Raw genomic sequence first — 22,272 nt, forward strand, 5'->3', positions numbered from 1 at the left:
GGAATGAGCGGCGGCGTTTACACCGGGGGGCGTTCCGGGGCAAGAGGCAGGCGCAATGACTGATCTTCCTCCTGCCGCATCCCATCATTCCGCCCGGGCCGAGCTGGAGGGCCGCCCCAGCGCGGGCGCTCTGCTGGCCGAACAAATGTCCGAGGCGGGCGAGAAACGCGCCAAGCGCCGCGACATCCGTCCGCTGGCGCGACTGATTCCCTATGCGCTGCGTCACAAGGGCCATGCCCTGATGGCGGTGTTCTGGCTGCTGTTGTCGACCTCGGCGTCGCTGGGGCTGACGGCGCTGGCGCGCGGGGCCATCGACCATGGGTTCGAGGCAGGTGGCGCGAACCTGAACATCTGGTTCCTGCTGCTGGGCGCTAACGCCCTGTTCCTGGGGCTGGCCACCGCCGCCCGCTATTATTACGTCACCCGCACGGGCGAGCGCGTGATCGCGGATCTGCGCAAGGGTCTGTTTGGGCGCATCCTGACGCTGGACCCGTCCTTCTACGCCCATATGCGCACGGGCGAGGTGCTGTCGCGCCTGACCACGGACATCGCCTTGGTCGAGACGCTGATGACCACGTCGGTGTCCTATGCGCTGCGCAATTTCCTGACGCTGATCGGGGGCGTGGCCCTGTTGTTCTTCGTCAGTCCCAAACTGACCGGACTGGTGCTGCTGATCGTCCCGTTCTTGCTGGGGCCGATCTTCATCTTCGGGCGCCGGGTGCGCAAGCTGACCGTCACCTCGCAGGATCGGTTCGCCAACGCCGTCGGCTTTGCAGGCGAGAGCGTGGACGCCATCGAAACGGTGCAGGCATTTGGCCGCGAGCGCAGCGCCATCAACCGGTTCGGCGCAGCGGTGGAGGACGCCTTCAACGCGTCGCTGACCCGCATGGCCGCGCGGGCCTGGATGACGGCCCTGATCATCGTCGTCATGTTCGGCGGTGTGACCCTGGTGCTGTGGCTGGGCGCGCAGGATGTGGTCGCAGGCGTGATGTCGCCCGGCGCCCTGCTGCAGTTCGTGCTGCTGTCGGTGTTCGCGGCGGGCGCCGTGGGCGCGCTGGGCGAAAGCTGGGGCGACGTGCAGAAGGCCGCCGGCGCCATGGAGCGGATCGAAGAACTGATGCAGGCCGTGCCGGATATTTCGCCGCCTGCCCACGCCACCGCCCTGCCTCAGCCGCCGCGCGGCGAGGTGTCGATGTCGGCGGTCGGCTTCTCCTATCCGGGACGTCCTGACCTGCCCGCGCTGAAGGGCTTCAGCCTGACTGTGCGTCCGGGCGAGACGGTGGCTCTGGTCGGGCCGTCGGGCGCGGGCAAGTCGACGGTCTTCCGTCTGCTGTTGCGCTTCTACGATCCGCAGACGGGGCTGGTGTCGGTGGACGGGGTGGATGTGCGTGAGGCCGATCCGGTCGCTGTGCGCAACCGTTTCGCCTGGGTGTCGCAGGAGACGCCGCTGTTTTCGGGTTCGGCGCTGGAGAACATCCAGTTCGGGCGCGAGGAAACGACGCTGGACGAAGCGCGCATCGTCGCCGAGAAGGCCCAGGCGCTGGGCTTCATCGACGCCCTGCCGGAAGGCTTCAACACGCCTCTGGGCGAACGCGGCAAAAGCCTGTCGGGCGGTCAGCGTCAGCGTCTGGCCATCGCCCGCGCCTTGGTCCGCGACGCGCCGATCCTGTTGCTGGATGAGGCGACCAGCGCCCTGGACGCCGAGAGCGAACGTCTGGTGCAAGTCGCGCTGGATCAGGCGATGGAGGAGCGCACCACCCTGGTCATCGCCCACCGTCTGGCCACCGTGCTGCGCGCCGACCGCATCGTGGTGATGGACGACGGCCGCGTGGTCGAAGAGGGCACGCACGATCAACTGGTGGCGCAGGGCGGCCTGTATGCGCGTCTGGCGGAGCTGCAGTTCCGGGGGACGTAGGGGGCCTTAACGCAGCCCTTCGCGCGCTAGTCCGGGAAAGTCGCTGAAGATGGCGTCCACGCCTGTGTCCGCCAAATCGCGGACATAGCCCGCCATGTCGCCATGGACGGCGGGCAGGGCGCTGGAACGGTGCTCCAGCGGCAGGAAGATGTTTTCGGCGCGAACGGTCCAGACCACGATTTTCAGCCCGGCGGCGTGGGCGTCCGCCACCAGGGTGGAGGGCGCGGTGGAGCGGCCCTGGGCGTCGCGGGGCATGACCAGCGTCACATCGGGCGCGACCCAGGCGGCGTAGCGGGCGACAGCTTTCAGGCCTTCCGGCGTGATCATCCGGGCATAGGTCAGGTCGGGCCGGTCTTCGGGCGCGCCGCCCGCGCCGACCAGCTGCGCCAGCGGGGTCTTGATGCGGTGCGACAGCCGCTCCAGCGGGCCGACTTCGAAACACTGGATGATGATCGGCGCGTCGGCGCCTGTCAGGTCCAGCCGCTCCAGTTCGGCGACGAAGGCGTCCTCCATCGGCAGACCGATCCCGGCGAAATAGGTCGGGTGTTTCAGCTCGGGTGCGACGGCGATGGTGCGACCGGTGCGCGCTGAGGCCTCACGCGCGATGGTGACCACTTCATCGAAGGTCAGGATCGGATCGCGGCCGTCATAGGCGACATTGCCGGTGCGGACCTGGGGCAGGCGCTCGCGGGCGCGCAGGGTCTTCAGCTCGGCCAGGGTGAAGTCTTCGGTGAACCAGCCGACGGTCACGACGCCGTCGATGGTCTTGGTCGTCTTGCGGTCGGCGAATTCCGGGCGGCTGGCCACATCTGTCGTGCCGCCGATCTCGTTTTCATGCCGGTCGATGAAGACGCCGTCCTTGGACATGACCAGATCGGGCTCGATCACGTCCGCGCCCTGTTCGATGGCCAGCTCATAGGCTGAACGCGTGTGCTCGGGCCGTTCGCCGGACGCGCCGCGATGGGCGATGATCAGGGGCTGGGCCACGGCTGGGGCTCCCGTGAACAGGATCAGGGCGGTCAGGATGGCGCGGATCATGGCCGCTGGATAGGGCCGGGACGCGACGGGGGCGTGACAGTGCCGGATGCTCTCCCTCTCCACGCAGGAGAGGGAGAGGCTTTGTGCGTCTTACGCGCCCTGCAGCACCTTGCGCAGTTGCGGGTGCAGTTCGGTGTTGGAGGCCAGGATGGTCGAGCCGGTCTTGGGATCGCCGTCGTTGTCGATGGTGGTGACGCGGCCGCCCGCCTCGGTGACGAACAGGATGCCCGCCGCCACGTCCCAAGGCTTCAGGTTGCGTTCGTAATAGGCGTCATAGCGGCCTGCCGCGACCCAGGCGAAGTCCAGGGCGGCGGAGCCCAGGCGGCGGATGCCCGCAACGCGCTGGCCCACGGCGTGAATGTCCTTGATCGCCTGGGCGTGGCCCGACTTGCCGATGAAGGGCAGGCCGGTGGCGATCAGGCTTTCGGAGAGGTCGCGACGACCCGCAACACGGATGCGCTGGTCGTTGAGATAGCAGCCCTTGCCCTTTTCGGCCCAGAACAGCTCGTTCATGACGGGGTTGTAGGTGACGCCCGCGACGATCTCGCTGGAGCCGTCAGGCGCGCGGCGCTCCAGACCCACCGTGATGGCGAAGTGGGGCATGGCGTGCATGAAGTTGGTGGTGCCGTCGATGGGGTCGACGATCCAGGTGTGCGACTTGTCGGTGCCTTCGACCATGCCGCGCTCTTCGCCCAGGAAGCCATAGCCGGGGCGGGCCTTCATCAGCAGTTCGAACAGGGTGTCTTCGGCCCGCAGGTCGGCGGCGGTGACGAAATCACCGGGGCCTTTGCGGGAAACCTGAAGCTGGGAGACTTCGCCGAAGTCGCGCATCATCGGACGGGCGGTCTTGCGGACCGCATCGGTCATGACTTGAAGAAGGGCGGAGGCGAGAGCCATGGGGGAATCTCCTGGTCCGCATGTCCTGACAAGGCCCATTCTTTTTGGGATGGGGGCCCGGAGATGCGGAGAAGTTCAAGAAAGGAAACGGCCCCCGAAGGGGCCGTGGGACGTCTTAGTCTGCGCGGCGGACGTATTCGCCGGTCGCCGTATCGACGACGATCTTCTCACCCGCCGACATATAGGGCGGGATCATGATGCGCACGCCGTTGTTGGCGATGGCGGGCTTGTAGGACGACGAAGCCGTCTGGCCCTTAACGGTCGGCTCGGTTTCGGCGACTTCCAGAACCACCTGGTCCGGCAGCTCCAGGCCGATGGGGCGATCTTCATGCGACTCGATGATGACCTTCATGCCTTCCTGCAGGTAGGGGATGCGCTCTTCGCCCACCCACCCCTTTTGCAGTTCAATCTGCTCGTAGGACTCGTCGTCCATGAAGACCAGGCTGTCGCCGTTGTCGAACAGGTAGGAGTAGTCGCGCTGCTCAAGCGTGACGCGCTCGACCTTGTCTTCCGACCGGAAGCGCTCGTTCAGCTTGTTGCCGGTTTCGAGGTTCTTGGCCTCGACGTTGGCGAAGGCGCCGCCCTTGCCGGGCTTGACGTGGCTGGCCTTGGTCACGACCCACAGGCCGCCATTGTGCTGCAGGACCATGCCGGGCTTGATGGTGTTGCCGTTGATCTTCATGGGGTCACATCGGAATTGGGGTTGCGCTCACGCAGCCGGTCCGGAGCGTGGCGAAGGGCGCGACCCGTAAAGGAAGCCCCGCAAAAGCACAATACGGGCTGGCTTAATGCAGGGTGCGGAACCGTTCGCCGACCTGGCTGGCCTTGCGATGGATGTAGTTGCCGACGCGGACCCCGGCGCCTGTGGGCGCGGCCATCTTGCCGGCGCCCTCATTCAGCTTGCGGGCCTCATGGGCGAAGGCGGCGGCCAGACCGGCGGAGGACATGGCCGCGAACACCTGTTTCCACATCGATGCGGGACGCAGCCCCAGCCAGACCGCGTTCACCGTCTGGGCGGCGACCCACAAGCCAAGAGCGGCGGTGCGTTCGCGCGCGGGCGGCGCGTTCCAGACCCGAACCGCTGATAATGTGGTGGCGGAAAAGACGGCGGGCAGGATCAGGCTGAAGGCGCCCTGCGGTTTTTCGGTAATGGGCAGGTCGCGATTGCGGAAACGCTTCAGCGACCGCTTCGGCCTCAATGCGCCCGAGGCGATGCCGCTGGCCAGAAGGGCGAAGCCCGCCGTGATGATGATGCCCGCCACGACATGGCTGGCGCTGCGGCCCTCGCTGTTCAGAAAGTCCGTCGCCGCATCGCGCACGTCGTCGATGGCTTCGTCGATGTCAGTCATGGTCCGCTCCAGCTTAGCCCCAGGAATGTCCTGCAAAAGCAAATGGCCGGAGCGGATCAGGGTTCCCTCAGCCGCCGGTCGCGGCGCCGTCGGTGACGATTTCCTTCATGGCGGACTGCAGATAGTTCTGCGCGCCCATCAGTTCGATCAGCTTGTGCTGGTTCTCGAGGAAGTCGATGTGCTCCTCGGTGTCGTTGAGGATCTTCATCAGCAGATCACGGCTGACATAGTCGCGGGTCTCTTCACACTGGGTCACGGCGGCGGCGGTCGTGGCGCGGCTGTCGATCTCCAGCTGCAGGTCGGCGCCCAGGCATTCGATGGGGTCTTCGCCGACCTTCAGCTTGTGCAGGTCCTGCAGGTTGGGCAGGCCGTCCAGGAAGAGGATGCGTTTGATCAGCATGTCGGCGTGCTTCATCTCGCCGATCGATTCTTCGTAGATCACGTTGCCAAGGTGCGACAGGCCCCAGCTTTCGAACATGCGCGCATGCAGGAAATACTGGTTCACGGCCGTCAGTTCGTTGGTCAGCACTGCGTTCAGCGTGCGGATGATTGCGGGGTCGCCCTTCATGGCCATGGTCCTTGGTCTCGCCACGGCGTGTTCGCCGTTTGTTGAGCGATGCAATACCACAGTAAAACCCGCGTTGTTTATTTGCGAGTTTTTATCAGTACATTGATAGTGCGAGTGATTTTCGCCCGCGATGGGCGGCGCTGACTACTCGGCTGCGAGTGCGAATGCTTCGCGGCTGTCCTGGATCATCTGGCGCATTTCGCAGACGCACTTGGCGCACTGGGCCTGGCATTGGTGGCTGGCGAAAATATCGCGCGGGCGGCAGGCACCAGCCTCGATCGACTGGGCGACATCACGCTTGCGAAGGCCATTGCAGTTGCAGACGTACACGAGGGTTCTACGCGATCCACTGACTGAGAATGGTTCGCTATAGCATTCCTTGAGGCGATTGCAAGTCGTTCTCAGGCTTGGGCCGTTGACGGATCGTCGCGGGAGAGGGAAGGACGGGCATGGCCAGAACTCCCACCGTCCCCGACCGTCCGCCCTGCCGACTGTATCTGATCACGCCGCCGTCGATCCCCGATCTCGACGCCTTCGCTGCGACGCTGGACCAGGCATTGGCCGCCGGCGACGTGGCGGCGCTGCAGATCAGGCTGAAGCCCGCTGATGATGCGGCTATCCGCGCGGCGGTCGAGGTGCTGGCGCCCATCGCGCGACAGCATGACGTAGCCGTGCTGCTGAACGACCGGCCTGATTTGGCCAAGGCGACGGGCTGCGACGGGGTTCACATTGGTCAGGAAGACGGATCGCTGGCCGAGGCGCGACGCATTCTGGGGCCGGACGCCATGATCGGCGTCACCTGCCATGACGACCGCGACCTGGCCTGGGACGCGGCGGAAGGCGGGGCTGACTATGTGGCCTTTGGCGCCTTTTACCCGACCGACACCAAGGAGACGGTGCATCGTCCGCCTCTGGAGCTTCTGACTGTCTGGCAGGAGACGGTCGAGGTGCCTTGCGTCGCCATCGGCGGCATCACCATCGATAATGCGGCGGAGGTCGCCAGGGCGGGCGCGGACTTCATCGCCGTCAGCGCGGGCGTGTGGAGGCATCCCAAAGGCGCAGCCTTTGCGGTTGCAGCGTTCAACCTATTGGTGAATCCTTAGTTTCAGGGGATATTAGGAACCTCTCCTATAGTCTCGGCTGTCAGTTCCAGTCCGAGATTATCGCCATGAGCCGTGCGCTCGACATCGAAACGGGCGCCGCGCGAAAGTCTGATGCGCAGGCACAGCCGCGTCGGGCCGTCAGGGACGAGGGCCGCGACGCCGTCCGCGCCTTTGAACACCCGTTGACCTTGATCGCCACCGGGCTGATCGTCGCCATCCTGATCGTGCTGTCGATCATGTTCACGCGTTCGTCGGGACTGGTTGCGGGTCTTTGGGGCGGGGGCGGCGTCGCCATCGCCATCTGGCTGAGAAACAGCAGCAGCCGAAAGGAAGACGCCGCCTTCATCGCCGTCCTGACGATCAGCATGCTGATCGGCGAGATACTGGCCGGCAATGCGCCCGGTTACGCCCTGTTGTTCGCCTTCGCCAATATTCTGGAGATCACCGTCGCCGTCGTGCTGGCGCGTCGCATCGCGCCCGGTCAGAATATGTCGAGCGCCACCATGTCCGGGCGTTTCGTGTTTGCAGCGGCCCTGATCGCACCGATCCCGGCGGGAATCCTGATCTCCAGCGTCCTGACCCTGAGCGGGCAGGGTGGTTTCCTGGCCAACTTCCAGACGTGGTGGTTCGGCCATGCGATGGGGATCGCCATCCTGGGCTGTCTGGGGCTGGCGGTGACGCGCGCCAGCCTGGCGCGGTTGATGCGCCCGGTGCGCCTGATCGAGTTCTGCGCCCTGATGATGGCCATCGGCGTGGTCTATACCGCTATCTATGATGGGCGGCTGACGTTCGGTTTCGTGTTGCTGCCGCTGTTGATGCTGGCGTCGGCGCGACTGGGCGTGATCGGTGCGGCGACCAGCCTTTTGATCGTCGCCGTTCTGGCGGTCGGGTCAGCGATGAACGGCATGGGGCCCTATCTGCGGGATGAGCCGGTGGCGGAACAGGTCTTGGCCGCGCAGTTGCTGGTGCTGATCGGCTATGTGCCCATGATCCTGCTGGCCTCATTGCTGGAAGATCGCAATCGGCTGGCGGCGCGGGCGAAGGCGGGGCAGGCGCGGGCTGAGCGCGTATCGGAAGCCAAGTCACGCCTGCTGGCCAACGTTGCCCACGAGATCAAGAGCCCCGTCGCGGGCATCATCGGCATCGGCGATCTGTGGAAGAACGGGCAACTGGGCGCCATCACGCCGCAGCAGGCCGAGATGGCGGACATGCTGGTGCGCACGGCGCGCGAGGTAGAGGCTCTGGCGCATGACCTGCTGGATGTCGCCCGCGCCGAGGCAGGAGCGATCAAGGTGGACGTGCGGCCCACGGATGTTGCGGGCCTGCTGGAGGATACGCGCCGCGCAGCCCTGTTGCGTCCCGAGGCCCGCGATCTGGTCATTGATATTGAGGCCGAGGGCGAGGCGCTGACGGTGCTGGCGGATTCCCAGCGTCTGGCGCAGGTGATCGGAAATCTGACCTCCAATGCGCTGAAATACGGCGCATCGGGCGGGCGGGTCGTTCTGCGCGCCGCCCGGTCGGGCGAAGGCGTGAGGATCGAGGTGGTGGACTTCGGCCCGGGGCTTAGCGTCGAGAAACAGGCCCAATTGTTCGAACCCTTCAACCGCCTGGGGCTGGAGCGTTCCAGCATCGAAGGTCACGGCGTGGGCCTGGCCCTGGCCAAGCGTCTGGTCGAACTGCAGCAGGGAACAATCGGCGTCGTGTCCGAGCCCGGCAAGGGCGCGGCCTTCTGGGTGCTGATGCCCAAGGCCTGATACGGTCTTGCCGTCAGCGCGTGTGAGCGTAATGGTCGGCGCATGTCGATGATCGCACTCGCCGCCGCCGCCCTGTTGTCCGGGCAGACGACCCCGCCCGCCCAGCGTCCGGGATCGGATCTGACGCGCGATCTGAACAGTCTGCCGCCGTCGGCCTCGGCTGGCGCAGCGCCGGTGCCGGTGCTGCAGCCGACGCCTGCGCTTGCTGCACGTCCGGCGTCCGCACCCGCACCCGCTGCCGCCGCGCCGACATCTCGACCTGCGACGCCCGCGCCTCAGACGCCCAGGCCCGCCGCAGCGGCCGCACCAGCCTCATCCCTGACCCATGATCTGAACAGTTTGCCGCCGTCAGCGACGCGGCCAACCGCTGCAGCGCCGACTGCAGCGGCCCCGCCCGTCAGCACGCCCGCGACACCGGCGACTTCAGCGACGGCGACTCCTGCACAGGCCAGGCCTGCGGCCGCCCCGCCCCGTCAGGCTGCACCTGCGCCGACGCCAACCGTGACGCCGCCTGCAACTGCTCCGGCCACGCCTGCTGCGACAAGCCCCAATTTAAGGCCGTCGCCGCCCGCCGCTGTGCCGCCCCGTCCGGCGACGGCGCCGCCTGTTGCGACACCAGCGCCCGCTCAGAGCCCTGCATCGGTCGCACCTCAAGCGACGTCGCCAGCGACGAATCCGGCGACGGCGGCGCGCGCCCTGACGCCTGATGAGATTGCGGCCCTGCCGTTCTCGGTCGATCTGCAGAGCGGATTCAGCATCGTGCGCATGCCTGCCGGGACGGACGGGAACGTCTATTCCGTGCGGCGGGGCAGCCAGACTCTGCTGATGATCTATGCGGGACCAGCGTCGCAGTTTCCGATCTATGATGGCGAACAGGTCTATGCGGCCGGCCGCGCCTCCATCGTCGTGACAGAGGGCGGGCGGCGCCTGGCGCTGGAGCATCTGTTCCAACGCCAGACCGCCCCGCGTGAAATCCACGTCTGGGTCGCCAGCGTCGAGGTTGCGGACCGGGACCTGGCTGAACGGATCGGCCAGTCGGTCGACCTGCGCTAGAGGCTAGGTCTCGGACCAGACGGCCATTTCGGTTCCTGCCGGATCGGCGAAGTGGAAACGACGCCCGCCGGGGAAGCTGTAGATCGGCTTCAGCACCGTGCCGCCCGCTGCCTCGACCTTGGCCTGCATGGCTTCAAGATCGTGGGCGTAAAGGACGGGCAGGGGCGTCTTCGTGCGCTCGGCGTCCGCGTCGAAGCCGCCGTCCAGCCCCTGATCAAAGGCCGCGTAGGTCGGGCCGTAGTCCACGAAGGTCCAACCGAACGCCTTGGTGTAAAAGTCCTTGGTCTGGGCCATGTCGGTCGCGGGCAGTTCGAGATAGTCCAGCTTGCCGTCTTCACGCACGGTTGATCTCCTGAGGTTTACGCCACCGACCATCCCCTCTTGCATGCAGCCGAAACATGCGCAAACCTGCAAACGGTTCGCAGTTGCAGGAGTCGATCCATGATCGTGATGACGACGGGACTGTCGGGCCTGATGGCCCTGATGCGCCAGGATGAACGGCCCGTGGAGAGCCGGTCGGCGCCGGAAGCCTATCGCCCGTCCAGCCTGCGGCCCAGCACTACGACGTCCTGCCGCTCCAGGCCCAGCCGCTCGTAAAAGCCCAGCGCCGCGGCATTGTCCGCGCGCACCATCAGTTGAAGTTTCGGCGCACCCTGAGCTTTCAGCCAGGCTTCCGCCGCCGTCATCAGCAGGCGCCCCAGACCTGCGCCGCGATGCGCGGGATCGACCGCCAGATAATAGACCCAGCCCCGGTGTCCTTCGAACCCGGTCATGACCGTGCCGATGATCCGGTCGTCACCCGTCGCCACCAGAATGGTAGCGGTCGCGGTGTCGCGCGCCAGGCGCAGATCCTGCGCCGGATCATTCCACGGACGGGTCAGGCCGCAGGCGGACCACAGGGCGATGACGGCGGCTTCGTCGCCGTCGGCGATGGGGCGGATCAGGTTCATCCGACCTGGGCGCGGTGCCTCAGGAAGGCGTCGGCCAGGACACAGGCGGCCATGGCCTCGACCACCGGAACGGCGCGCAGGGCGACACAGGGGTCGTGGCGGCCCTTGGTGCGCAGATCGGTTTCCTCGCCGTCGCGGGTGATGGTCTGGCGCGTGGTCAGGATGGAGGAGGTCGGCTTGAAGGCCACCCGCGCCGTGACCGGCTGGCCCGTCGAGATGCCGCCCAGGACGCCGCCCGCCTTGTTGGACAGGAAGACCGGCTGCCTGTTCAGGTCCAGACGCATTTCGTCGGCGTTTTCTTCACCTGACAGTTCGGCGGCGCCGAAGCCCGCGCCGATCTCGACCCCCTTGGCCGCGTTGATCGACATCAGGGCGGCGGCCAGCTCAGAGTCCAGCTTGCCGTACAGCGGCGCGCCCCAGCCAGCGGGGACGCCCGTGACCTCCAGCGCGACGACGGCGCCGATGGATGAGCCAGCCTTGCGGACGCCGTCCAGATAGGCCTCCCACTCGGGCACGACGGCGGTCGATGCGGCGAACAGCGGATTGGTGTGAACGGCGTCGAAGTCGATCTGCTCGGCCTCAATCCGGTGCGGACCGATCTGGACCACGCCTGCGCGGATTTTGACGCCGTCGCCCAGAAGCTTGCGGGCCACGGCGCCGGCCGCGACGCGGCTGGCCGTCTCACGCGCCGAGGAGCGTCCGCCGCCGCGATAGTCGCGCACGCCGTATTTGGCCTGATAGGCGTAGTCGGCGTGGCCAGGGCGATAGGCGCGGGCGATCTCGCCATAATCCTTGGACCGCTGGTCCTCGTTCTGGATCATGATCGAGATGGGCGTCCCGGTGGTCACCGGGCCGTCGCCGTCATCAAACACGCCCGACAGGATGCGGGCCGTGTCGCTTTCCTGACGCTGGGTCACGAAGCGCGAGCCGCCGGGCTTGCGCTGGTCCAGCCAGGGCTGAAGGTCGGCTTCGGTCAGGGGGATCAGCGGCGGGCAGCCGTCGACGACGCAGCCGATGGCCGGGCCGTGGCTCTCGCCCCAGGTGGTCACGCGAAACAGATGGCCGAAGGTATTGTGCGACATGGGGCCGACTTAGAGCATGATCGTTTCAGACGGAACCGCTGATGGCGTTCCGGTGCGCGCGAAACATGCGGAACTGCGTCTCAGGCGGCCAGTCTTTGCGGCGTCCAGACGCGGTTGAAGCGCAGCAGCAGGTCTTCCGCCGCCGAGGGTGCGTCCTCACACGGCGTCAGGGTGACGAACAGGTGGCCTGCGGACCGGCTGCCGCGCGCCGGCAGGCCCAGGCCGCGCAGGCGCAGACGCACGGGCTCGGGCGCATCCGGCATGATCCACGCGGACCGGACGCCGATGTGGGTCTCGATCTCGACGCGCCCGCCTTCGCTCAGGGTGCGGGGGCTGGTGGATGCGGTCATGAACAGGTCGTCGCCCAGCACCGACAGGCCGCCTGCGGGCCGGATCAGCACGGGCAGGTACAGGTCCGCCCCGTCCTCGCCGCCGCCGCGCAGACGCAGGTGTTCGCCGGTGCGCAGACCGGCGGGGGCTTTGACCCGCATGGTGCGGGCGCCCAGCCGCAGGTCGATCTGGGCGCCGTTGATCGCCTGCATCGGGGTGATGGCCAGCACAGGTGCGGGAGCGGGCTTGATCTTGGGCGCCTCAAGCGCGGGCAGGGCGCCGCCGCTGGCCTGGATAAGGCGATAGGCGGCGATCACGCGGCGGAAACGGTCGTCATCGCCGCCCGGCTGATCTGGACGGGCCGACTTCACAGCAGCCCGGAAGGCGGCGCTCAGGGAGGCGGCGTCCACGGCGCCGTGCAGACCCAGAATCGACAGGGCCTCGCGAACGGAAACAGCATCAGAACGGGAACGGATGGCGCTCATGCCCCCTACCGTTCCCCAATCATGGTCAAGAGCGGGTTAACTGTGATTCGTTTTTTGCGGCCTGTGACTTGATCTCGATCATTTGCAGCGGCGCTTGCGGGGCGTAATCAGGCGGCATGACTGCTCCTGTGATCCCGCCCAGCCCGTCGCGTGAGGAATACGCCCGCGACTATGCCGCAGCCCTGGCCGCCAATGGCGACGAGAGCATCTTCGCCCGACCCGAGCCGATCAGCCTGTTCATCGAGTGGCTGGCCGATGCCGGCGCGCATGAGGTCAATGATTCCAATGCCATGACCCTGTCGACCGTGGATGCGGACGGATTGCCGGATGCGCGGATCGTGTTGCTGAAGGACGTGGATCAACGGGGTTTCACCTTCTACTCCAACCGCGAAAGCGCCAAGGGGCTGGAGCTTGCGGCGCGTCCGGTGGCGGCCCTGACCTTCCACTGGAAGTCGCTGCGTCGCCAGGTGCGGGTGCGCGGCGCCGTCGAGCCGGTGACGGTGGAGGAGGCGGACGCCTATTTCGCCAGCCGCGCCCGCGAAAGCCGGATCGGCGCCTGGGCCTCGGACCAGTCGCGGGTTTTGGATGCGCGCGAGACGCTGGAGGCCGCCGTGGCGCGCGAGACGGCGCGGTTCGACGGCCATGAGGTTGACCGGCCCGAGCGCTGGACCGGCTGGCGTGTCATGCCGCAGTCGGTGGAGTTCTGGCGGGATCGCCCGTTCCGCCTGCACGACCGGCTGCGTTTCCTGCGGGCAGGGGATGGCTGGGCGTCGGAGCGTCTGTGGCCCTAGACCAAATCGACAGTTAGCAAAAAGCCGTCATTCCGGGGCGTCCGCAGGACGAACCCGAAACCGAGGGGGCGGTATCAGGCGTCGAATGCGTCTAGCGGCATGACTGCGCACCTGGATTCCGGGTTCTTCACTTCGTTCAGCCCCGGAATGACGAGCCGAGAGATCGATCAACTAAATGTCGATTGGCTCTGAGCTTCCTTATTGCCTTTGCCGAAGGCGAGGCTCAGCGCCCCAGGAAGCCCTGCAACAGCGGGTGCGCCAGCACCGGCGCGGCGAGGCGCACCACGGCCTGCGGGTCTTCCAGACGCACAGCCGCCGTCGCATCGGCGACAACGAAATCGGCGTGGACGCGGGACGGTTCGGTCAGGCGCTCATGGCCGGGGCGCACGGTGGCCAGATATTGCGACACGATGGAATCAGCCGAGCGGCCGCGTTCGGCCTGATCGCGCAGCAGTCGGCGGATGAAGCGGATGTCGGCAGGCGTATCGACGAAGACGCGGATGTCGAACAACTGGGTCAGTTCGGGCGTGCAGAGCAGGTGAATGCCCTCGACCACCACCACCTCGGCGGCGGGGATCGGTTCGCCTTCAGGCTCTCGCCCGTGATGGATGAAGGAATAGACGGGAGCGGTGACGGCGCGGCCGTCCTTCAACGCTTTCAGGTCGGCGATCATCAGGTCGTGGTCGCGGGCGGCTACGTCATCGAAGTCGAAGGTGTCGGCGTCGAAATCCGGCACCGAGGCGGCGTCGCGGTAATAGGAGTCCTCGCGCACCAGAACCGCGCCTCCCTGCGGCAGGGATGAGACGAGGGCCTCAGCCAGGGTGGACTTGCCGGAGCCAGAGCCCCCCGTAATCGCGATCAGTATAGCCATGCGCGGCTTCTAGAGCGCGTCGCCGTTTTGCGCCACTGGAGACGATCCGCCGCGTCAAAGCTTACCTTTGGTCACGTTGCTTAACATTGATAACGAATATAGCGTCTTGCCAAGCGCCGCATGTAGAGCAGGCGCATCCAAGGGACAGGAACGATACGATGCTGGGCTTGATGCAGGACTGGCCGCTGACGGTCGACAAGATCATCGACCACGCCAAAAACTGGCATGGCGACCGCGAAGTGGTGACCCGTTCGGTCGAAGGGCCGATCACGCGCACCACCTATGGCCAGATCCACGACCGCGCCAAGCGCGTCTCCAACGCCCTGAAGGACTGGGGCGTCAAGCCGGGCGACCGCGTCGCCACCCTGGCCTGGAACAACGACCGTCATATCGAGACCTGGTATGGAGTCATGGGCATCGGCGCCGTGTGCCACACCCTGAACCCGCGTCTGTTCCCCGAGCAGCTGGTCTACATCATCAATCACGCCGAAGACCGCATCATCTTCGTCGACCTGACCTTCGTGCCGCTGCTCGAAGCCATCCTGCCGCATATTCCCAAGGTCGAGCGGGTGATCGTCATGACTGACGAGGCCCATATGCCTGCGACTAAACTGCCCAAGGCCGAAGCCTATGAGCGGGTCGTGGCGGGCCAGTCGGCGGATGTGGTCTGGGGCGATTTTGAGGAAAACACCGCCTGCGGCCTCTGCTACACTTCGGGCACGACGGGTAACCCCAAGGGGGTGCTGTATTCGCACCGCTCCAACTTCCTGCACACCTTTATGGCCATGCAGTCGACGGTGGTCGGGGCCAAGACGACCGAGGTGATCCTGCCAGTCGTGCCGATGTTCCACGCCAATGCCTGGGGCATCGCCTTCGTCGGCCCGGCGTCGGGCGCCAAACTGGTCATGCCAGGACCGAAGATGGACGGCGCATCCATCTATGAACTGCTGGAGACGGAGAAGGTCACCTTCTCCGCCGCGGTGCCGACCGTCTGGCAGGGCCTGCTGACCCATATGCGGGAGAACAACCTCAAACTTTCGAGCGTGACCCGTGTGCTGATCGGCGGCGCCGCCGTGCCGGAAAGCCTGATCCGCGCCTTCAACGACGAGTTCGGCATCGAGGTGCTGCAGGGTTGGGGCATGACCGAGACCTCGCCCATCGGCACCCTGTCCAACATGACGCCCGAGACGGCGAACATGCCCTATGACGAGCAGATCAAGTACCGCATCAAACAGGGCACGCCGCCGCTGGGTGTAGAACTGGAGCTGAAGAGCGACGCGGGCCAGATCCTGCCGCATGACGGCCGAACCTATGGGCACCTGCTGGTCAAGGGGCCGACCGTGGCGCGCGCCTATTTCCGTCAGGATGACGCCATTCTGGACCACGACGGCTTCTTCGACACTGGCGACGTGGCCACGGTCGACGAACTGGGCTTCATGCAGATCACCGACCGCTCCAAGGATGTGATCAAGTCAGGCGGCGAGTGGATCAGCTCTATCGAGATCGAGAACATCGCCGTCGGCCACCCCAAGGTCGAACTGGCCGCCGTCATCGGCGCCGCCCACAAGAAGTGGGATGAACGTCCGGTCCTGCTGCTGAAGCTGAAACAGGGCGAGACGCTGGACAAGCAGGAGCATCTCGACTTCCTGCAGGGCAAGATCGCCAAATGGTGGATGCCTGACGACGTGGTGGCGGTGGACGAAATCCCGCTGGGCGCCACCGGCAAGATCGACAAGAAGCTTCTGCGCGAGCGGATGAAGGACTACCGTCTGCCGGAAACCACGCCTTCCGCCTGATCCCCATAGGTCCAGATGCCGTCCAGAAAGCCTGTTCCCGCCGTTCTGCCCTGGCTGGCCGCCCTTGCGGCCGCGCCAGGGGTTCTGATCGTGGCGGCGATTGCGGCGACGCGGTTCGGCGGTCTGGACCTTTCGATCAGCTATGACCTGCTGACGTGGACCGTGGCGCGTGGGCTGGCTTGGATCGGTCTGGCAGGGGCGCTCGTCGCGGTGGTGCTGGCGCTGCGGGATCTGAAGGGCAGGGGCGTTTACGCCGCCATCGCCCTGATCCTGTCGGGCATGACGGTCGGCGGCTTCCTGTGGCAGCAGAATCAACTGTCGAAAGACACTCCGCGCGACGTCTCAACCAATGTGGAAGAACCGCCCGCGGCGCAGTTGGCCGATCTGAACCGCCATTCGACCTTCACCGACCCGGCCGCCTGTCCGGCAGCCCGGTCGATCCCCAGCCAGGTCCTGGCCCAACAAGCCAGTTCGGCCCTTGTTGATGCCGGCTTCCCCGTCACGCGCGCCACCACCTTCCAGGTCGAGGGTGTGCATGAGGGGGCCTGGTTCGGCTTCGCCTATGACGCCGTTATCCGCATCCGACCGGGCCGCACCGATATTCGTGTGGTCGCTCGGGATGCACGTCCGGACGGCGGCGCCACCTGCCGTCTGACAGCCAAGATCGTCGAGGCTCTGGAAGCCGAGGTTCGCTAGATCAGGCGAAACTCAGCCGATAGGGCAGGAGCCGGAGAAGCCGCGACCACCCCGTCCTCAACCAGCTTGATCAGATGCGCCAGAACCGACAGTGAAGCGGCGGGCCACAGCCGCTGATCCACGGCGGCGTAGAGCACCGGCACCATGTCGGCGATGGTGCGGTCGCCCGCCCTCAACCGCGCCAACACCTGCGCCTCGCGATCCAGTCGGTGCGCGCGATAGGCCTCCAGGAAGAGCCTGACCTCTGTGATCGGCGGACCATGTGTCGGCCAGAGGGTCGTGAACTCACGCGCGATGACCGTATCCAGGCTTCTCAAATAGTCGCGCATATTCCCGTCCGGCGGGGCCACCACAGTGGTTGACCAGCCCATGACGTGGTCGCCGCTGAACAGGGCGTTTTCCTCATGCAGCGCAAACGCCATGTGGTTGGACGCATGGCCGGGCGTGAAGACCGCCTCCATCGTCCAGCCGTCGCCCGCCATGACCTCTCCGCCGCTCAGGACGACATCGGGCGCGAAGTCGGCGTCGTCATCCTCATCCAGCGCGCCAGAGGCATGGGTGTCGCGCGCAGGCGGCTGGGCCGCCAGAATCGTCGCCCCCGTCGTAGCGGCGAAGGGGCGGGCCAACGGCGCGTGATCGCGGTGTGTGTGGGTGACCAGCACATGACTGACGGTGCGGCCCTCGACCGCCGCCAGCAGGGCCGCCAGATGGGCGTCGTCCAGCGGCCCCGGATCAATCACCGCCACGGCCGCACCAGCCTCCGGTTTGCCGACGATATAGGTCCCCGTGCCGGTGAAGGTGAAGGGGCCCGGATTATCCGCAATCACCCTCTGGATCAGCGGTGAAACCTGATCGCGCCGTCCATAGGCGAAGTCGAACTGGCGCACATAGGGAATCATAGCGGGGCGCTCCAATCGTGGCTCAGGCCTTGCGTTAAGGTCTCGGTAACCTGTCCCGGAGTGCTCATTGTGGCCCGCACGCTCACCTACGCTGTCTCAAATCGGCTGCAACCGATAGCCGCCGCCATAATCTGTCTCATGGCGGCGCAACTGATCACAGCCTCCTGCACGCCGGAACCTGCGCCTTACGCCAGTCGCGTGGCGGTTGAGCGATAGTCTATTACTGCCGACGAACCCGCACGGCCCGACTGTTGCCCGCGACAAGCTGATAGCTTCCAAGCGCAGCGCGTCGAATGCGAATTTGTATTCCCTCCTGATTGCGAAAACGCACGGGATCAGAGTCTATTTGGCGCCATTCCGAGCCATCGGCGAGCTTGAACACCCACTTTCCATCGCCCCCTTGGACTGCGGAAGTGAGCGACGTCTCAATGGCGTCAATTGGGGCCTCAGCTTGATGGCCCGCGAAAATGTCTGGCATGGAGCCAAGCTCGAATCCGAACAGCTGGCGTCTAGCCTGGCGGATTTGACTGCGATCAACGACAACCACGTCTCCGGTTCGTTGCGCCGTTTCGAATGTTGAAGCGCGCTGATCAAAGCAGGCGAGTCGTTCTGTGTCATTCGCTATCGTGCGACACGCTGCGAGCTGTTCAAATAACACAGATTTTTGATCTGAAGCTTGTCGCGCCGCAGAGGTAGCGATGGGCATGTTGATGCCTATCATCAGGGTTGCAGCCGCAATTGTGAACTTCATCTGGGCTCCATGGGTAAAAAAATGACCCTAATTTCGGGCGCTCATCATCAACTACATCAAAGCTTAGCGTTGGGGTAATGTGGCTAAGGAGTGACAGTGTGGTGCCATGATCGTGGCTAATATGTAATTTCCATGGCGAGTTTATGATGTGCGTGCCTAACCTGCCAGTGTGAATGCGCCATAAAAATCTGGCGGGCGCTTCAACTTAACAATAGCAGCTAAGCCTTAGTTATATGGTTGCTGGAATCTCAGGAGGGTGGGTTTTGAAGAATCGGATGAAACGCGAGTTCTTGCTCGCATCTACGATCATCGCGGGGATCACCCTCGTTGGTCTAGCTGCGCCAGCAATGGCGCAATCCACGACGGGTACTGCACAGGTCGAAGACATCGTCGTGACGGGGTCGCGTATTCCTCAAGCGAATCTGAAAACCACCAGCCCGGTGACCCAGGTTACCGGAGAGGATATCAATGTTCAGGGCGTTACCCGCGTTGAAGATCTGATCAACCAACTGCCCCAAGCGTTTGCTGCTCAAAACTCAACTGTCGCCAATGGCGCGTCGGGCACTGCTACGGTCGATCTCCGGGGGCTTGGCTCGGACCGTACGCTGGTTCTGATCGACGGTCGCCGCATGGGTTATGGTTCGCCTAATGATACGGCTGCCGACCTGAACCAGATTCCGGGTCAGTTGGTTGATCGTGTGGAAGTCCTGACGGGCGGCGCAGCAGCTGTTTATGGCTCTGACGCCATCGCCGGCGTGGTCAACTTCATCATGAAGAAAGACTTCGAAGGGCTGCGGATCGATGCCCAGTACGGCTTCTATCAGCATCACAACGACTATGACGGTCCAGGCAACCTGCGCAGTGTCATTGAAGGTCGTGCGGCTGGCAACCCTTCACAGTTCAAGCTGCCGGATGACAATGTGATGGACGGCTTTAGCCGTGAAGTCACCATTATCATGGGGGTGAACGCCCCGGATGGACGTGGCAACCTCACAGCTTACGCAGGCTATCGCAAGAACAACAAGATCCTGGGTCGTGATCGCGACTATTCCTCTTGTTCGCTGGGTGGCGAGAATGCAGGCAGCTTTGTATGCGGCGGCTCCAGCACCAATGCGACCGGGCGGTTCAACTCATTGGAGAATGGCGCCAACCTGACTGTCGCCAGTGGCGGTGGTTTCCGCAACTATACGGGTGACGACGCCTATAATTTTGGCCCGCTGAACCACTATCAGCGCCCTGATGAACGCTACACCCTGGGCGCCTACGGGACCTACAAGGTCAATGATAAGATTGAAGCCTTCACCAGCCTGAGCTTTAGCGATTACAGCACCGTCGCTCAGATCGCTCCTTCCGGTGTATTCTTCGGCGGCGGCACGTCGGCAAACGGCGGCTACAACATCAGCTGTGACAATCCTCTTCTGTCGGGCGCTCAGGCGACTGCGTTGGGTTGTGCTCCAGGTGTTGATACGGTTGAAGTGCTGATTGGTCGTCGTAACGTCGAAGGCGGCGGTCGTCAGGATTCCATTGGTTCCCAGAACTATCGCGGGGTCGTCGGCATCCGCGGTGATTTGAGCGACACTTGGAGCTACGATCTGGCCGCCAGTTATTCGAAGGTCAGCCTTAGCCGCACTTATCTGAACGATTTCTCGAACCAGCGTATTGGACGTGCGCTTGATGTGGCGATCGACCCCGCAACGGGCAAGGCTGCTTGCGTTTCGGCGATCGATCCCGACGGCCCAACCGGTCCGTTGGCTGCCGTTGATGCCGCCTGCGTTCCTTACAACATCTATTCGCCGGATGGCGTCACGCCGGAAGCCTTGGCCTATCTCCAGACCCCGGGCCTTCAGCGCGGGGCCACGGAACAGCAGGTTATCACGCTTGCTGTGACGGGCGATCTGAGTTCGTATGTCAGCAGCCCATGGGCTGATGGCGGCCTGCAAGTCGCTTTCGGCGCCGAATATCGTCGCGACAAGCTTGTCGCAACTTCGGACACCTCGTTTGAAACGGGTGATCTGGCCGGGCAAGGCGGACCCACGAAGAGCGTGGCTGGTTCTGTTCAGGTCTATGATCTGTTCGGCGAATTCCGTCTGCCGCTCATCGAGGGGCGTCCCTTTGCAGACCAGGTGTCGATCAACGGCTCGTACCGCCATTCGACCTACGACAAGTTCAAGTCTGACGCCTACGGGTTTGGCATCGACTGGGCCCCTGTCTCGGATCTTCGTTTCCGGGCCAGCTTGGCGCGAACGACGCGAGCGCCGAATGTTATCGAACTGTTCCGCCCGCAAGGCCTGAACCTGTTTGATGCGGATGGCGACCCTTGCGGGCCGAATCCGACAGCGACGCTTGCTCAGTGCGTAGCAACCGGCGTTCCGTCCGCTCAGTACGGCCTGGTCGGCGGTTTGTTGGAAAGCCCAGCCGGGCAGTACAATTACTTGCAGAGCGGTAACCCGGACCTCGCGCCTGAAACGGCGGACACCTACACGTTCGGGGCAGTGTTCGCTCCTTCGTTCGTGCGTGGCCTCAATATCTCCGTCGATTACTACAATATTGATCTGAAGAACCGGATCGACATCATTGATCCGTTGGTCACCCTCGATAACTGCTATGTTAACAACCAGGCGGATGCGTGTGCGCGTGTCGTTCGCAGCAACATTGGCACCCTCTGGACAACGGGTGGATATGTCGAGGCCTTCAACACCAATATTGGTGGTTTGAAGACTTCGGGCATCGATGTGAACGTCAACTACAACGTCGGCCTCGACCGCTTTGGTTTGGACACTTACGGCAGTCTGGCCTTCAACATGGTCGGTTCGTGGCTCGACAAGATGGAAACCGATCCGGGCGCGGGTGCTGCCGTATATGACTGTGTCGGTAAGTTTGCCGGTGAGTGCGGAACGCCCAAGAATGAGTGGCGTCACCGCGCGCGTGTGACCTGGCAGATGCCTTGGAACGCTGACCTGTCGGCTACGTGGCGTTACTACGGTGGCGTCGATAACGTCGCCGGTCCGGGACGTCTTGACAGCAGTTTCGATGCACAAAACTACTTCGATCTGGCTGCCAACGTGCAACTGCGTGACAATATGAAGCTGCGCGTCGGCATCAACAACGTCTTCGATCGCGATCCTCCGCTATCGTACAGCGTTGGCACCACCGGCAATAACAACACCTATCCACAAACCTACGATGCAATGGGTCGATTCATGTTCATCGGCATCACGGCTGACTTCTAAAAGTCATTCGATCTAGCACTGGGAGCGGCGAGCATTTTGCTCGCCGCTTTTTTTCGCCCCATTAAAACCATTTGCCTGGGTAAGCGTTGCTTTCGTTTGGGTTGCGCAGCCCATCCCTGGGTCGAGGAATTTCATGAATAAAAATAGCATCTTCATTGCCGTAGCGATTGCCGTCAGTTTGGGGGCTGCGGCTTTCGCGCAGGATCAGGATGGTCCGATCGTCACGAACCGTTCGAACGAAAGCGCGGATGCGTTGAGGACGCGGGAAGCCATCGCCTATTCGAACACGCTGCCGCGCGGGGCGCCGACGCAGGATTATCCATTGGTGGCCTGGTGCGATGCGTTGGTGACGGGTCATGCGGATTTGGGCGAGACGCTGACCAACCGTTCGCCTGAGGATACGGAACTGGTGCGTCTGGGCCGTCTGGAGGCACAGGATTTCCGCAGCGCCCTGGCGGCGGCTGAACCGCGTCAGACGGCGGCGTCGAAGGCCGCGGCGCAACAGGCGGCTGCTGCGGCCAAGGCGCAGTGGGCGCCGCTGCTGGCCAGTCAGGACGAGGCGGCGCGCAGCCAGTCGTTCGGCCTGTTCTATGGCCTGCCGGGTCGCTGCGAACACGCGGCGCGCCGCATTCGAAACAACATCACGACGCCGCCCGCGACGCCGGCGGACGTCGGTCTGGAAGAGCCCGCCGCCAACTGATCGACGCTGGTGAT

At 64.5% G+C, this 22,272-nt stretch carries 22 protein-coding genes; 9 read left to right on the top strand and 13 right to left on the bottom strand.

The window, feature by feature from the left end; genetic code table 11:
• Positions 1-55 precede the first annotated feature (55 nt).
• Positions 56-1,915 carry an ABC transporter transmembrane domain-containing protein gene (locus KWG56_RS02360; RefSeq protein WP_219353587.1) on the top strand — a complete coding sequence of 620 codons (1,860 nt, stop codon included), beginning with the start codon at positions 56-58 and terminating at the stop codon, positions 1,913-1,915.
• 6 nt (positions 1,916-1,921) lie between these two features.
• Here the strand turns inward: KWG56_RS02360 and KWG56_RS02365 are convergent, their stop codons facing one another.
• The 6 genes from KWG56_RS02365 to KWG56_RS18700 all read right to left on the bottom strand — a co-directional run bounded on the left by KWG56_RS02365 (position 1,922) and on the right by KWG56_RS18700 (position 6,097).
• On the bottom strand, positions 1,922-2,953 hold the full coding sequence (locus KWG56_RS02365; RefSeq protein WP_219353588.1) for a glycerophosphodiester phosphodiesterase: 1,032 nt from the start codon (positions 2,951-2,953) through the stop codon (positions 1,922-1,924).
• A gap of 90 nt (positions 2,954-3,043) precedes the next feature.
• On the bottom strand, positions 3,044-3,850 hold the full coding sequence (locus KWG56_RS02370) for an inositol monophosphatase family protein (protein WP_201097103.1): 807 nt from the start codon (positions 3,848-3,850) through the stop codon (positions 3,044-3,046).
• 115 nt (positions 3,851-3,965) lie between these two features.
• Entirely contained in the window at positions 3,966-4,532 is a 567-nt protein-coding gene (gene efp, locus KWG56_RS02375; protein ID WP_201097105.1) for an elongation factor P, read from the bottom strand.
• Between the two features lie 103 nt (positions 4,533-4,635).
• Positions 4,636-5,199: a tryptophan-rich sensory protein gene (locus tag KWG56_RS02380; protein WP_219353589.1), complete on the bottom strand. Its 564-nt coding sequence runs from the start codon at positions 5,197-5,199 to the stop codon at positions 4,636-4,638.
• A gap of 67 nt (positions 5,200-5,266) precedes the next feature.
• Positions 5,267-5,767, bottom strand: coding sequence for a bacterioferritin (bfr, locus tag KWG56_RS02385; protein ID WP_201097109.1), 501 nt, complete (start codon positions 5,765-5,767; stop codon positions 5,267-5,269).
• 144 nt (positions 5,768-5,911) lie between these two features.
• A complete protein-coding gene (locus KWG56_RS18700; protein WP_244999607.1) occupies positions 5,912-6,097 on the bottom strand; it encodes a (2Fe-2S)-binding protein in 186 nt (61 codons plus the stop codon).
• Between the two features lie 119 nt (positions 6,098-6,216).
• Here KWG56_RS18700 and thiE point away from each other — a divergent pair, with 119 nt between their 5' ends.
• The 3 genes from thiE (at position 6,217) to KWG56_RS02400 (ending at position 9,677) form a co-directional block, all read left to right on the top strand.
• A complete protein-coding gene (gene thiE, locus KWG56_RS02390; RefSeq protein ID WP_219353590.1) occupies positions 6,217-6,870 on the top strand; it encodes a thiamine phosphate synthase in 654 nt (217 codons plus the stop codon).
• Positions 6,871-6,935: 65 nt separating this feature from the next.
• Positions 6,936-8,624 (top strand): sensor histidine kinase, encoded by a 1,689-nt coding sequence (locus tag KWG56_RS02395; protein WP_219353591.1) that lies wholly within the window; start codon positions 6,936-6,938, stop codon positions 8,622-8,624.
• A 42-nt stretch (positions 8,625-8,666) separates the two neighbouring features.
• Positions 8,667-9,677, top strand: coding sequence for a hypothetical protein (locus KWG56_RS02400; RefSeq protein ID WP_219353592.1), 1,011 nt, complete (start codon positions 8,667-8,669; stop codon positions 9,675-9,677).
• A 3-nt stretch (positions 9,678-9,680) separates the two neighbouring features.
• Here KWG56_RS02400 and KWG56_RS02405 read toward each other — a convergent pair whose 3' ends face one another.
• From KWG56_RS02405 to KWG56_RS02420, 4 genes are all read right to left on the bottom strand, one after another.
• Positions 9,681-10,019: a VOC family protein gene (locus KWG56_RS02405; RefSeq protein ID WP_219353593.1), complete on the bottom strand. Its 339-nt coding sequence runs from the start codon at positions 10,017-10,019 to the stop codon at positions 9,681-9,683.
• Positions 10,020-10,207: 188 nt separating this feature from the next.
• Positions 10,208-10,627, bottom strand: a complete 420-nt coding sequence (locus tag KWG56_RS02410) for a GNAT family acetyltransferase (RefSeq protein ID WP_219353594.1) — start codon at positions 10,625-10,627, stop codon at positions 10,208-10,210.
• A complete protein-coding gene (aroC, locus tag KWG56_RS02415; protein ID WP_219353595.1) occupies positions 10,624-11,709 on the bottom strand; it encodes a chorismate synthase in 1,086 nt (361 codons plus the stop codon). Before aroC ends, KWG56_RS02410 begins: the two co-directional genes overlap by 4 nt.
• A gap of 80 nt (positions 11,710-11,789) precedes the next feature.
• The gene (locus tag KWG56_RS02420) at positions 11,790-12,524 is read right to left on the bottom strand and encodes a DnaJ C-terminal domain-containing protein (RefSeq protein ID WP_219353596.1); all 735 of its coding nucleotides are present in this window, start codon (positions 12,522-12,524) and stop codon (positions 11,790-11,792) included.
• Positions 12,525-12,640: 116 nt separating this feature from the next.
• On the opposite strand from KWG56_RS02420, the gene pdxH reads away from it, so the two are divergent.
• On the top strand, positions 12,641-13,315 hold the full coding sequence (gene pdxH / locus KWG56_RS02425; RefSeq protein ID WP_219353597.1) for a pyridoxamine 5'-phosphate oxidase: 675 nt from the start codon (positions 12,641-12,643) through the stop codon (positions 13,313-13,315).
• 223 nt (positions 13,316-13,538) lie between these two features.
• On the opposite strand, the gene udk is transcribed toward pdxH, so the two are convergent.
• Positions 13,539-14,186 (bottom strand): uridine kinase, encoded by a 648-nt coding sequence (gene udk / locus KWG56_RS02430; protein WP_219353598.1) that lies wholly within the window; start codon positions 14,184-14,186, stop codon positions 13,539-13,541.
• 158 nt (positions 14,187-14,344) lie between these two features.
• Here udk and KWG56_RS02435 point away from each other — a divergent pair, with 158 nt between their 5' ends.
• Both KWG56_RS02435 and KWG56_RS02440 read left to right on the top strand, forming a co-directional pair.
• Positions 14,345-15,982, top strand: a complete 1,638-nt coding sequence (locus tag KWG56_RS02435) for a long-chain-fatty-acid--CoA ligase (protein ID WP_219353599.1) — start codon at positions 14,345-14,347, stop codon at positions 15,980-15,982.
• Between the two features lie 15 nt (positions 15,983-15,997).
• Positions 15,998-16,678 carry a DUF1499 domain-containing protein gene (locus tag KWG56_RS02440; protein WP_219353600.1) on the top strand — a complete coding sequence of 227 codons (681 nt, stop codon included), beginning with the start codon at positions 15,998-16,000 and terminating at the stop codon, positions 16,676-16,678.
• Here KWG56_RS02440 and KWG56_RS02445 read toward each other — a convergent pair.
• The gene (locus KWG56_RS02445) at positions 16,675-17,577 is read right to left on the bottom strand and encodes an MBL fold metallo-hydrolase (RefSeq protein ID WP_219353601.1); all 903 of its coding nucleotides are present in this window, start codon (positions 17,575-17,577) and stop codon (positions 16,675-16,677) included. The two genes, KWG56_RS02440 and KWG56_RS02445, sit on opposite strands and share 4 nt — an antisense overlap.
• Positions 17,578-17,797: 220 nt before the next feature.
• Positions 17,798-18,328 (bottom strand): hypothetical protein, encoded by a 531-nt coding sequence (locus KWG56_RS02450; RefSeq protein WP_219353602.1) that lies wholly within the window; start codon positions 18,326-18,328, stop codon positions 17,798-17,800.
• 275 nt (positions 18,329-18,603) lie between these two features.
• Here KWG56_RS02450 and KWG56_RS02455 point away from each other — a divergent pair, with 275 nt between their 5' ends.
• Together KWG56_RS02455 and KWG56_RS02460 are read left to right on the top strand one after the other, a co-directional pair.
• The gene (locus tag KWG56_RS02455) at positions 18,604-21,558 is read left to right on the top strand and encodes a TonB-dependent receptor plug domain-containing protein (RefSeq protein WP_201097130.1); all 2,955 of its coding nucleotides are present in this window, start codon (positions 18,604-18,606) and stop codon (positions 21,556-21,558) included.
• A gap of 133 nt (positions 21,559-21,691) precedes the next feature.
• Complete coding sequence (locus KWG56_RS02460; protein ID WP_219353603.1) at positions 21,692-22,258, top strand: hypothetical protein; 567 nt, start codon at positions 21,692-21,694, stop codon at positions 22,256-22,258.
• Positions 22,259-22,272: the final 14 nt, after the last annotated feature.

This window comes from Brevundimonas nasdae (genome assembly GCF_019395145.1).
Lineage (GTDB): Bacteria > Pseudomonadota > Alphaproteobacteria > Caulobacterales > Caulobacteraceae > Brevundimonas > Brevundimonas nasdae.